This window comes from Peribacillus sp. 05N428 (genome assembly GCF_056397085.1).
Map to the genome: position 1 here is coordinate 90,835 of NZ_JBFTMS010000019.1, position 13,517 is coordinate 104,351.

Below are 13,517 nucleotides of genomic sequence, written 5' to 3' on the forward strand. Positions count from 1 at the left end.
AGTGAGTCTGAGAGAAGTAGATATAAATCAAGATCCATCATGTACATCCAATATCTTAAGCAACTATCTATGGAGTGATAAGCCTGATGAAAACAAATGGGCAGATTGCGTACATTGTGGTATGTGTTTGGAATCCTGCCCAACATATGAGCTAACAGGCCAGGAACAGCATTCTCCCCGTGGGCGTGTTCATCTTATCAAATCAGTAGCAGAAGGAAAGCTCGAGGTGAACGAGCAATTCATGGATCCTGTTTTTGCTTGTCTTGACTGTCGTGCATGTACCACTGCTTGTCCAGCGAATGTAGATGTCGGAGGATTAATTGAAGAGGCTCGCGGACAAATTCGACAGGCGATTCCATTGACAGGAGTGAAAGGAAAAGTAAGTAGATTAGTACTTGAAGGAATGTTCCCACATCAAAACAGACTGAATACAGTGGGGAGTTTATTAAAGTTCTATCAGAAGAGCGGATTGCAGAAAGTGGTTCGCAAAATAGGGTTAATGAATATTATGCCACAGCATTTAATTGAGATGGAAGCAATTATGCCTGAAATTAAAGAGCCTGTACGCAAAAAATACAAAAATGAAAAAGTGATCAAAGCATTAGGAAAAACTAAAGCAGAAGTGGCGTTTATGACAGGTTGCGTGATGGACGTTATGTTCAGTGATATTAATCAGTCCACGATTAATGTTTTAACACGAAACGGAAATGATGTGACAATTCCGCAAAACCAAACTTGCTGTGGAGCCTTACATGTTCATGCCGGTGACCGTGAAACTGGAAGAAAGCTGGCGAAACAGAATATCGAAGCGTTTAAGGATGCTGATAAAGTCATCGTTAACGCAGCAGGATGCGGCTGTATGCTTCAGGAATATGCTGAATTGTTTCGGGAAGAGCCTGAATGGCATGATAAAGCTGAAAAATTTTCCGCTAAGGTCGAGGACATCTCTAAATATATTCATGAAACAGGCTATGAAATACCAAAAGCTGAATTGAACACTCGTATCACATATCATGACGCATGCCATTTAGCACATGGTCAAGGAATTCGCCAGGAACCGAGAGACCTTCTTGTTAGTATTCCAGGAGTTGAAATGGTACATATGCCAAACGCTGATCGCTGCTGTGGAAGTGCAGGTATATATAACATCACTAATCCGGAAATGGCCGGTGCCGTGCTAGAAAGCAAAATGCAAAATGTGCCAGGCGATGTTGAGATGATTTCAATGGGTAACCCAGGATGTATGCTTCAGATGGCAATGGGGGTACAGAAATATGGTAGAAATCAAAAAGTCGTCCATACAATTCAGCTTCTGGATTGGGCTTATCAAAAAGAGGATGATCTAAAGGGGGGACAGTAAATGGCACCGAAAAAAATAAAATCGAATGATCGACATATAAAGAATTTAGAGGCTATTGTTGGCGACGCCAATTCAATTCTATTTCACAAAGAGGATCTGCTTGCCTATGATAGCGATGGATTTACGCTTCATAGACACTTACCTAAAGCGGTTGTTTTTCCAAAAGATACTCAGGAAGTAGCCAAACTAGTTAAATATTGTTCCGAAAATAAACTGCCGTTCCTAGCCCGTGGCGCTGGAACTGGATTAAGCGGCGGTGCTATACCTTTAAATGAAGAAGTCATTATCAGTCTGGTCAGGATGAAGAAGCTATTAAGCGTTGATCTCGAAAATAGGCGTGCTGTTGTACAGCCTGGTTTTATCAATCTTAAACTCACGAACTCTATCTCTGATAAAGGATATTACTATGCTCCGGATCCTTCTAGCCAATATTGTTGTACAATTGGCGGAAATGTCGCAGAGAATGCTGGAGGGGCTCACTGTCTTAAGTATGGAGTAACCACGAATCACATTCTAGGGCTGGAAGTTGTACTTCCTAACGGGGAAATTATAGAAATGGGTGGAAATGGAATTCCTGATTCTCCTGGATATGATTTGCTCGGTCTGTTGACAGGGTCTGAAGGAACATTAGGCATTGTAACGAAAATCACTGTTCGTATATTGAAAAATCCGGAAGCGAAACAAACTGTTCTTGCTTATTTTGATAAAGTGGAGGACGGAAGTCAGGCCGTATCTGATATAATTTCAGCAGGAATCGTACCGGCAGCCCTTGAAATGATGGATAAAACAGCGATTGAAGGAGTGGAGGCGGCTGCTTTTCCAGTAGGTCATCCAAGTGATATTGAGGCTGTCCTACTCATTGAAGTGGATGGAATCTCATTAGGTATTGAAGAGCAAATTAATCACATTTTGGAAGTGTGTAAGTACAGAAATGTACTTGAAGTGAAGGTAGCACAGGATGAACTCGAAAGAGGTAGATGGTGGGCCAATCGTAAAACAGGATTTGGTGCCATGGGAGCCATTTCACCGGACTATTTAGTACAGGACGGTGTTATTCCACGAAGCAAATTGCCCGAGGTATTAAACAAAATCAATCGAATCAGCGAAGAATATGGTTTGCGAATCGCTAATATTTTCCACGCGGGTGATGGGAATTTACATCCACTTGTTCTTTTCGATGCCAGAATCCCTGGGGAAAGCGAAAAGGCCCTGGCAGCTGGTAGTGCCTGCTTAAAAGCATGTGCTGATGTTGGGGGGACGATTACAGGTGAACACGGAGTGGGGATTGAAAAAATAGAGGAAATGCGTTTCGTCTTTTCTGACGAAGAGATTATTGCACAAACAGATATTCGAGAAGTATTCAATCCTCATAACCTTTTAAATGCAGGGAAATTATTCCCGATGCCGGGACGCTGTGTTGAGATAAAAAGAGATTTAAAAGAAAAAGAAGCAGCTGCTATATCTTAAATATGTTTGTCTAGTAAGGCGCAGTCCATAAAACGGATGAAGCCAATTCATTTCGTGGCAAAGTCCTTTTGCTAAAGTTTAGAGATAAATATAAATTATTATAATATTATGAAATATTCGAATCCATATCAGGTATCGTGCCATCGTTTTTATACACAGATAAAGAAACATTGTTTTGTAAAAACAAATAGAGCAATTAGGATAATTACATCCTAGAGTGAACAAATTACTTTTTTCCAGAGAAGAATTATCTAAAATAAAATCTTGATTTACAAGGAGGAACTCATAGTGACAAAATATATTAAATCAGGGAATCTTCAAGTTGCAACGGAATTATTTGAATTTATTAATTCAGAAGCTCTACCAGGTAGTGAAGTGGATCGTGATCAGTTTTGGTCTGGTTTAGAAAATTTGATAAATGAATTAACTCCTAAAAATAAGGAATTATTGGCACATCGTGAAGAGATTCAAAATCAAATAAATGCTTGGTATCGAAAAAATAATAATGATTTTGATTTTGAAGAGTATAAATCATTTTTAAAAGAAATTGGATATCTTGAACCAGAGGCTGAAGATTTCAAGATCACCACTGAAGGTGTGGATGCCGAAGTAGCTATCCAAGCTGGACCGCAACTGGTTGTTCCAGTTAATAATGCTCGTTATGCAATCAATGCCGCCAACGCCCGCTGGGGAAGCCTTTATGACGCACTTTATGGTACAGATGCAATCAGTGAAGAAGATGGTGCACATCGAGAAGGTGGCTACAACCCAGTTCGTGGTGCTAAGGTTATTGAGTTTGGAAGAGAGTTTCTTGACCAAGCAGCTCCATTAAGGGAAGCTTCTCATAAAGATGCTGTAAAATACACAATTGAGTCTGGAAAGCTGAATGTTGCACTCCGGAATGGAGAAACGACAGGACTTGAGGACGAATCGAAATTAACTGGCTATCAAGGACAACCACAAAACCCAAGTGCTGTACTTTTGAAAAATAATGGCCTGCACTTTGAAATTCAATTCAATTTCAGTCATCCAATCGGAAAAACTGACGAGGCTGGCGTTAAAGATATTCTATTAGAAGCAGCAGTAACGACGATTATGGACTGTGAAGATTCAGTAACTGCGGTAGATGCCGAGGATAAAGTTCTAGTTTACCGTAACTGGTTAGGATTAATGAAAGGAGATTTATCTGCTACCTTCATAAAAGGCAATAAATCAACGACAAGAACTCTTAATCCTAATCGCATTTATTTGACCCCGACTGGAGAAGAATTGTCTTTGTCAGGTCGTTCACTTTTGTTTGTTCGTAATGTAGGTCATTTAATGACGAATAATGCAATCTTAGATCAAAATGGGGAGGAAATCCAAGAGGGAATTTTAGATGCAATCATCACTAGTCTTCTTGGAAAACATACTCTTTTAGGAAACGGCCCATACCAAAACACATCCGAAGGATCCATTTACATCGTTAAACCTAAAATGCATGGATCAAAAGAGGTCGCTTTTGCCAACCATCTATTTGATCAAGTAGAGGAATTGCTCGGTCTAAAACGGAATACTCTAAAAATTGGTGTTATGGATGAGGAGCGCCGCACATCTTTAAACTTAAAAGCTTGCATAAGCGAAGTTAAGGAACGGGTAGTATTCATAAATACCGGATTTTTAGACCGTACTGGTGATGAAATCCATACCTCTATGGAAGCGGGAGCAATGATTCGAAAAAGTGAAATGAAATCATCCACTTGGTTGCAAGCCTATGAAAAATCGAATGTTAATACAGGCCTTGTAAGCGGCTTCCAGGGGCGTGCCCAGATTGGAAAGGGTATGTGGGCTATGCCGGACTTGATGGATGAAATGTTAAAACAAAAGATTGGACATGTAAAAACAGGTGCAACTACGGCGTGGGTTCCATCACCTACTGCAGCTACATTGCATGCACTGCACTACCATCAAGTTGATGTAACGAAGGTCCAAAATGAAAAGATCAGTGAATCTAGAGACTTGAGGGATGAAATTTTACAATTCCCAGTTGCGAAACATTCTAATTGGAGCCCGGAGGAAATACAGGAAGAGATTAATAACAATGCTCAAACTATGCTAGGTTATGTTGTTCGCTGGGTGGACCAGGGAGTTGGTTGCTCGAAAGTACCTGATATCAACGACGTGGGACTAATGGAAGATCGTGCGACCTTACGTATATCCAGCCAACACATGGCGAACTGGCTACACCACGGTATCATAACAAAGGAACAAGTGCTAGAGACGCTTCAGCGTATGGCTAAAGTAGTAGACGAACAAAATGCTGGAGACGCTGCATATCGCTCAATTTCTGCGAATTTTGACGATTCGGTGGCATTTCAAGCTGCATGTGACCTGATTTTTGAAGGTTATAATCAGCCAAGTGGCTACACTGAGCCAATATTGCATCGTCGCCGCATTGAAGCAAAAGCAAAGTTTGCTATAAAACAATAAACAACTAGGGGACATTCTATTTTTTACAACGTCACGATTTACAATGTAAAGAGTATATTGCTAATTTAATTGAAGTACTGCAGTTTCAACAACTAACTTTCATTATTAAATAGTGATAACAGATTAGGGGAGTTGAAGCTATGAAAGACCTTCGGGAAAAAGCACTAGACCTTCATATGAGTACTAAAGGGAAAATAAATGTAAATGTAAAGTAGCTGTAGAAATTTCCAGGGATTTTTAAAGGGGCACTTCAGGTGTTCGCTTCTGAAATTAATGAGTAAATGAAAGTGGCAGCGGTTTATGCAATTGCAAACTTAATTCAGCCGCAAGAACTGACACATGATTATGTAATACCAAATGCTTTCGACAACCGAGTAGTAGAATCTGTCGCCAATGCTGTAGCAGAGGCAGCAATACAGTCTGGTGTTGCGAGAAAAAAAACCGAAATAGAAGTCTGAGAGGAGCAATAAAACAATGAAGTTTACTAGGTTTATAGCTAATTCTTCCATTCATACAGGTGTTATAGAAAAAGGTATAATAAGAGTAATTAAGGGCGATATTTTTGGTGCTTGGGAGTATACAGGCCAAACATTTTCTCAGGGTGAAGTTAAGTCTATTGCACCCCTAGAACCAAATCAAATCATTGGAATCGGTGCAAACTTCGTTTCAAATGTGGAGGATCTTCCGGAACAGCTCCCGGAAATTCCAGTATTCTTCTTTAAGCCAACTTCATCAGTGATTGGACCTGAAGATGAAATTATCATTCCAGAGGGTATCAAGGAAGTAAAGTTTGAATCCGAATTAGCGATTGTCATTGGGAAAGAGGCAAAAAATGTGCCTGAATCCGACGTACTGGATTATGTTTTTGGATACACAGTTGGAAATGACGTAACAGCACCTCAGTTTTTCCACCAGGATGGCCACTGGACAATTGGTAAATCATTTGACACGTTCACTCCATTAGGTCCTGTTATTGAAACCATACTTGATCCTTTTAATGTAAAGGTCAAAGCAAAACTGAACGATGTTGAAAAACAAAACAGTTCAACTGAACTGATGATTATTCCAATTCGCAGAATGGTTTCCTATCTGACGAAAGTTATGACACTTAAACCGGGAGATGTAATTTTAACAGGTAGTCCTGTTGGAGCAGAGTTGGTCGGCGCAGGCGACGTTATAGAATGTGAAATAAAGGAAATTGGAATTCTTCGAAATACATTTGTTACGGCTAAAGAAGGTGCAAGAGCGTATTAGGTACGGTTAAAAATTTTTAGAGGTTAGTTCCAAATTGCTGGAATCAATTGATTTGAGATCGGAAGCAAGGCAATACTTGCAAGAACTGGAGAATACCACAAATAAGGTTATCCATCTAGTTGTTTATGACCAAGGTGAAGTGGTGTATATTGAAAAGTTAGAAGGAAACGAAACTCTGCGAATGCACGCTAAAGTTGGAAAACGAGAACCCATGCATTGTACTTCAGTCGGCAAAGCAATTCTTGCTTATTTGCCATCTAATGTCGTGCTTAACATTCTTGAGCAAAAGGGAATGCCAATGCATACTGACAAAACGATTACGAATAAAGATGATTTCCTTCAAGAACTCATTCAGGTTAGAATTAAAGGCTGTGCATTGGATCTAGAAGAAAATGAATACGGAATTACTTGTATTGCCGTTCCTATTTTCGTTCATTCGGGGAAAGTCATTGCTGCTGTCATCATATCTGGTCCAACAAGGCTTGGAATTCAAAGTGGAATTACTTTCCAATATATTTTTAGAATTTTTTTTCAAAGAAAATTTGCCCGATATATCTTTTTTTCAAAATAATCGGGCAAATTTTGATATTGGTTTTAAAATTTTACCAATAATTTGTATAATTAAAATAGGATTAGTGATTGTTATATAACAACTACTTATATAGTTACTAAACATAGTGTTTTTTCGCAAACTTACAGAAACATTGTTTCTTAATACGAAACAGAAAGGGGGAATTGTCTTATAGAGTGTTATCATGCCGATAGAAAGTGTTAAGGGAAATATTATGTAGAGAAGACAGCAGATTTCCTAGCGTTTTTCTTTTTGTATATCTCACCCTTAGTCGCAATAAACCTTTAGTAACTAAAGGTTTAAAGTACTTTATAGTCCCTTTACCGGACAAGCACTATTATGATTTTATCATTACGCAACCAAGATAAAATCACAAACATCCGGACTTTACAACACGAAAAAATTGAATATTTTCAGTGGATTCAAATTTTTTTTCACTTTCTTGTAAATTAGAGCAGAAGAAATGGTAGCATATTTTAATAAAAATATGTAAGCGGTTACTTTTAGGGACTATAAATTGGAGGGTACAATATGACATATACACAAAACTTTACAGTGGTAGGAGATAGCCTCGCTTTATCCGCTATCGTGGCAGTAATTCCAATACTTTATTTCTTCTGGGCATTGGCAGTGAAGAGAATGAAAGGGTATCTGGCAGGGCTCACGACGCTATTAATTGCTTTGATGTTGGCGGTTATTGCATTTGGAATGCCAACACAAATGGCGATTATGTCTGCTACACACGGGGCAGTATACGGGGTTTTGCCTATTGGTTGGATCATTATCAGTTCAGTTTTCCTTTATAAATTAACCGTAAAAACAGGACAATTTGATATTATTCGTAATTCAGTTGTTTCACTTACGGAAGACCGTCGTCTTCAGGCACTATTGGTAGCGTTCTCATTTGGGGCATTTCTTGAAGGAGCCGCTGGTTTCGGTGCGCCTGTTGCCATTTCTGCTGCACTTCTTGTTGGTCTTGGATTCAATCCTTTATATGCAGCTGGCTTGTGTTTAATTGCCAATACAGCACCGGTTGCATTTGGTGCAATAGGAGCACCAATTATTGCGCTTGAGGGACCTACCGGAATTTCTGCGATGGAGATTTCAAAAATGGTTGGTCGCCAATTACCGTTTTTATCTGTAGTCATACCATTTTATTTAATCGTGATTATGGCAGGCTTTAAAAAAGCCTTCGAAGTCATGCCTGCAATTTTAGTAACTGGTATTACTTTTGCTGTAACACAATTCTTAAGCTCTAACTTCCTTGGACCAGAACTTCCGGATATTTTATCGGCTCTTGTTTCATTACTTGCTTTAGCAGTTTTCCTTAAATTTTGGAAACCGAAAACCATCTTCCGTTTTTCAGCCGAACAAGAAATGGCTGCAACACTTGCTGTAAATGAACCTACTGGCCACAAGCTAACTTATACCGGCGGACAAATTTTTAAAGCGTGGTCACCATTCCTGGTTTTAACGGGAGTAATCTCCCTTTGGGGAATTCCAACCATAAAGCAGGCACTAACAGGACACTATGAAGGAACAAATGTTGTTTTATCAATGATTAATTCTATAGGGCATGCATTTTCGTTTATACCTAACGTTCCATTATTAAATAATAAGATTATAAACGCTGCGGGAGAAGCGATACCTGCCTTTTACAAGCTGGAATTGCTAGGTGCTGCTGGTACAGCGGTTCTGATTGCAGCAATCATTACGAAATATATTGTAAAAATTTCTTGGAAGGGTTGGATAGTTACATTCGGTGAAACACTAAACGAACTTAAATTTCCCATTATCACAATCGCTTCTGTTGTAGGATACGCTTATGTAACAAACTCTTCAGGAATGAGCACATCTATGGGGATGGTATTGGCGAAAACAGGATTTTTATTCCCTTTCTTCTCTCCTATACTAGGGTGGCTAGGAGTGTTCATTACTGGTTCTGATACTTCAGCCAACTTACTATTCGGTAACATGCAAAAAGTTACAGCTACTTCAATAGGCATGGATCCGGTGCTCGCAGTGGCAGCGAACTCTTCAGGCGGAGTTACCGGAAAGATGATTTCGCCTCAATCAATTGCAGTAGCTTGCGCCGCAGTAGGCCTAGCAGGGAAAGAATCTGATTTGTTTCGATTCACTATAAAGCATAGTATTATACTGGTGATTATTGTTGGAATCATGACATATTTGCAGAATGGGGTGTTATCCTGGATGATTCCTTAAGTAAGATTGCAAAGCAAATATCTTTATTTAGAGTCAATATGAGATCAATATGAGTTGATAAAAATAAGAAAAACACCATTTAAAAGTCGCAAGTTTGTCAAACGACTTTTAAATGGTGTTTTTTCATTGGAAAAGAAAGATAGCTACGCATGAAGTTGATGGCGCACTTATAGAATTAAATCCAAGAAGATATAATGTCCCACCTCTTGTTGAACACCATATGATTAATAAAACTAATTTTTATGTAGAATTTATAGTTACTTCTGCCAAAAAGTTGGGGCAATAGAGTTTCGCCCTAAAGGTTTATATCCAGTATTCTCCTTTTGGAGGAACTTTTTAAATATACATCTCTGTGATTGTTTCACGCTTTTAAATAAAGTCACGGTGTTTATAAAAAAGATAGATACAGGCTCAAAGGCGCTGAGTAGGCTTCCGGACCGCCAGCGAAAAGAGAGTGCTTGGAGAGGAAATTAACGTTCATTGTACAAACCATAAAAAGACTATAGACAACAGTCTGAACACCGCAAAATGCGGTGTTTTTATTTGTGAATTTTCTTTCATTTTATACAATAGCTATTCTAAAAAAGATTGAATGATGTAAATTCTATCTATGTCTCGTGTTGAAATATTACATATACTTCTTAATTACTTTTTAAAAAGTTCTACAATAGATGAAATTGAAGCCAAGCCCCCTTCTAATTAAGTGCCTCTCCGAAAATCTTAATAAAGAACAATTGATATCAATTTTGGAGGCTATCGAATGATCTAATCAATACAGCAATTGGCATCCAGTAAATGCTTCAGAATCAACAAGTAATTAACTAACAGAAAGGATGTTTCAGAGTTGACTAATGTTTTAATCCTTGGAGCAAACGGGTCACTTGCTCGTGTAGCTATTGATATGTTCCTTAAAGAAACTGACGCACAGTTGACGCTTTATATGCGAAATTCACGAAGACTAAGAAAAATCGATTCTAATCGTGTTCAGGTAATCGAAGGGGACGTTATAGACCTAGAAAAACTAAAAGAGGCTATGAATGGACAAGATGTTGTGTATGCCAATCTAGCTGGTAATTTAGAACAAATGGCGACAACGGTAGTGGAGGCAATGAATGCCACTGGGGTAAAGCGTTTGATTTGGATCAGTTCCATGGGAATTTATGATGAAGTCCCAGGTCAGAGATATAGCAGTATATTAGACCCTTATCGTAATTCGGCTGAAATCATTGAAGCCTCAGATCTTAATTATACGATTTTAAGACCCGGATGGTTTACCAATAAAGATGAAATTGATTACCAAATTACTCAGAAAGGCGAACCATTTAAAGGTCATGATATATCCAGAAAAAGTCTTGCAGACTTGATTGTTAAATTAGCAGTAACGCCTGGAATGGAAGTTCGAAACAGTTTAGGGGTAAGCAAACCCAGTTCATAAAAATATGAAATTGGAATGTAGATAGCCGTTTCCTTATAGGAAAACGTCTGTTTTAGTACAAGTTTGTGAACATGCGTACTTTATTGGAGGTCTAACAAACACTAAAGAAGCGGTCTGTTGAAGAACATTAAAAGTAGTAGAGCCTGTGTAAATTTTAGGAGGATAAATAATGAAAGAAGTTATTCTTTGGACCGGTGCCGGACAGATCGGCATGGCGATAGCAAGAAGAATCGGCTTTGGTAAGAAAATTATTATTGGTGATAAGAACCTAGATAATGCCAAGGCTATTGCAAAAATTATGGAAGAAGCCGGATTTGATGTGGTGCCTGTCGAAACGGACATTTCTTCCAGAGAATCTATTTTAAAATGGATTGCAGAAGGTCAGAAATATGGTGAAATCTCTGTTCTTATCAATGCAGCTGGTGTATCACCTAGTCAAGCACCTATTGAAACAATTTTGAAGGTAGATTTGTATGGAACCGCAGTATTGCTGGAGGAAGTAGGTAAGGTCATAGCTCCTGGAGGCGTTGGTGTAACAATTTCCAGTCAGTCTGGACATAGAATGCCTCAATTGGGGATTGAAATTGACGAACAGCTGGCAACGACACCAACTGAAGAACTCCTTAGTTTAGAAGTCCTTCGACCAGAAAACATCAGGGACACGTTGCACGCCTATCAAATGGCGAAACGTTGCAATGTGAAACGAGTTATGTATGAATCTATACGTTGGGGGGAAAAAGATGCTCGTATCAATTCCATTTCCCCAGGGATTATCGTAACTCCATTGGCTATAGATGAATTTAATGGTCCAAGAGGAGAATTCTATAAGAATATGTTTGCCAAGTGCCCTGCCAGACGCCCAGGAACAGCTGATGAGGTTGCAAATGTGGCTGAGCTGCTAATGATGCCACAGGGAGCTTTCATCACGGGGTCTGATTTCTTAATTGACGGGGGAGCGACTGCTGCTTATTTTTACGGACCACTTAAACCAGCAGAACGATGAAAGAAATCTCAAAATGCTGTCTCAATTAGAAATGAGGCAGTATTTTTTATAAAGTTACCCCCCCTTATATTATAGGAAATTGGCATAGGTCAATTCCTATGCCATTTATAATGTCATTTAATCAAGATGCACCTCAAAAGGGACGAATTAATACTAGGTAAAGTTGGCTTTTTAATACATTAAAAAAAGCGAGAGACAATATTCATTTATTGTTGGAGTTTCTCTAAAATTCGTCAAATTTCCCATTTGGGTATTTCACAATCCTAAGTTTCTTACCTCGCATCAAGTAGGGGGCGAACTGTTTAGTTGACGGGATCTAGTCCCACAGGTGCGGACGTTCTACCCCGGCTACGGTTATCATATATCGATATAAAAAATGGTCAACCAGAAATATTTTCTGGATGACCTTATAATACGAAAGGGTGCGTTAGTTCTTTAAAGAGCTGTGGCGATCACTCTTTTTCTTGTGGAGTTAACGGGGTAATCTAATATAATAAGAATTATAGAAAGTATAAAGGACCGGAAATTCACTATATTAAAGGGTGGGAAATGACATGCCAAGAAAGTACCGATTATATCAAATTGATTCATTTACGAAAGAAAAATTATCGGGTAATCCTGCTGGTGTAATTACAAATGCAGATGGTTTATCTTCGGGTGAGATGCAGAGGATTGCAAGAGAGCTAAACAATTCGGAAACGGCATTTATCTTTAAATCAGCCAATAGTGAATCTGATGTACATATTCGTTTTTTTACGCCTACACATGAGGTTCCCCTTTGTGGACATGCGACGATTGCGGCCCACTATGCTCGTGCAGTTGAAAATAGTTTAAATACAGTTAAAGTTTATCATAAAACCGGTGTCGGCATTTTACCAGTCGATGTGATTAATGAAGATAATGATTACAAAATTATCATGACGCAGGGTAGTATTAGTTTTGAAACGGTGATTGATGGTGTAGCTTTGGAAAACATATTAACGGCTCTCAATATTAGTGAAAAAGATTTATTAGAAGATTGTCCAGTACAAATCGTTTCTACCGGGCATTCCAAGGTGATGATTGGAATTAAGGGTTCTGAACTTCTTCACCAATTAAACCCTAATATGGATCTACTTACAAAAGTCAGTGGGTTAATTAATTGCAATGGTTTCTATGTTTTTACGATAAATGCTCCCGACTCGGAAATTTTAATTCATGGAAGAATGTTTGCTCCTGCAATTGGTATTAACGAAGACCCTGTTACGGGTAATGCGAACGGTCCTTTAGGCGCATACTTAATACACCATGGACTTGTCAAACATGATAATTCTTTATTCAGCTTTAAAGCAGTGCAGGGCGAAGCTATAAAACGGTCGGGTATCATTGATGTCCAAGTGAAAATTTGTAATCAGGAACCAGAGGAAGTAAGGATTGCGGGAAATGCTGTAATCGTATTTAAGTCCGAGTTATTACTAGAATAGCCATTTAACGTGCGTTAGCTTAAGATCGAAGCTGTCTCAAGGCAGCCTTTTTCTTATGGCACTAACGGGGCAGGTTAGTCGAATTATATGTTATGATGGAAAAAAATAGATTTTTCGGGGGGATTAAAATGGTTACATGCTATTTGAAATATGTTATTGACCCATATAAATTAAATGAGTTCGAGGAATACGGTAAGATGTGGATTCGATTAGTTAATAAATTAGGCGGTACACATCAGGGTTATTTCCTTCCACATGAGGGTGCTAATAAT

The 13,517-nt window shown here is 38.7% G+C and carries 8 protein-coding genes and 2 pseudogenes; all 10 read left to right on the forward strand.

Annotated features, from left to right (window positions below; all coding sequences use genetic code 11):
- The first annotated feature begins 1 nt into the window (after nt 1).
- The 10 genes and pseudogenes from AC1DIV_RS17790 to AC1DIV_RS17835 all read left to right on the forward strand — a co-directional run bounded on the left by AC1DIV_RS17790 (nt 2) and on the right by AC1DIV_RS17835 (nt 13,245).
- Nucleotides 2-1,360: a (Fe-S)-binding protein gene (locus AC1DIV_RS17790; RefSeq protein WP_340876659.1), complete on the forward strand. Its 1,359-nt coding sequence runs from the start codon at nt 2-4 to the stop codon at nt 1,358-1,360.
- Nucleotides 1,361-2,827, forward strand: coding sequence for an FAD-linked oxidase C-terminal domain-containing protein (locus AC1DIV_RS17795; protein ID WP_340876658.1), 1,467 nt, complete (start codon nt 1,361-1,363; stop codon nt 2,825-2,827).
- A gap of 288 nt (nt 2,828-3,115) precedes the next feature.
- Entirely contained in the window at nt 3,116-5,296 is a 2,181-nt protein-coding gene (locus AC1DIV_RS17800; RefSeq protein ID WP_340876657.1) for a malate synthase G, read from the forward strand.
- 224 nt (nt 5,297-5,520) lie between these two features.
- A pseudogene (locus tag AC1DIV_RS17805) lies at nt 5,521-5,754 on the forward strand (NAD-dependent malic enzyme); the annotation flags it as partial.
- Between the two features lie 16 nt (nt 5,755-5,770).
- Nucleotides 5,771-6,550 carry a fumarylacetoacetate hydrolase family protein gene (locus AC1DIV_RS17810; protein ID WP_340876656.1) on the forward strand — a complete coding sequence of 260 codons (780 nt, stop codon included), beginning with the start codon at nt 5,771-5,773 and terminating at the stop codon, nt 6,548-6,550.
- A 10-nt stretch (nt 6,551-6,560) separates the two neighbouring features.
- Nucleotides 6,561-7,121: pseudogene (locus AC1DIV_RS17815) on the forward strand (IclR family transcriptional regulator); the annotation flags it as partial.
- Nucleotides 7,122-7,652: 531 nt separating this feature from the next.
- Nucleotides 7,653-9,344 (forward strand): L-lactate permease, encoded by a 1,692-nt coding sequence (locus AC1DIV_RS17820; RefSeq protein WP_262869403.1) that lies wholly within the window; start codon nt 7,653-7,655, stop codon nt 9,342-9,344.
- Between the two features lie 844 nt (nt 9,345-10,188).
- Entirely contained in the window at nt 10,189-10,779 is a 591-nt protein-coding gene (locus AC1DIV_RS17825; RefSeq protein ID WP_340876655.1) for an SDR family oxidoreductase, read from the forward strand.
- A gap of 169 nt (nt 10,780-10,948) precedes the next feature.
- Entirely contained in the window at nt 10,949-11,782 is an 834-nt protein-coding gene (locus AC1DIV_RS17830; protein WP_340876654.1) for an SDR family oxidoreductase, read from the forward strand.
- A 554-nt stretch (nt 11,783-12,336) separates the two neighbouring features.
- Nucleotides 12,337-13,245, forward strand: a complete 909-nt coding sequence (locus AC1DIV_RS17835; RefSeq protein WP_340876653.1) for a PhzF family isomerase — start codon at nt 12,337-12,339, stop codon at nt 13,243-13,245.
- Nucleotides 13,246-13,517 lie beyond the last annotated feature (272 nt).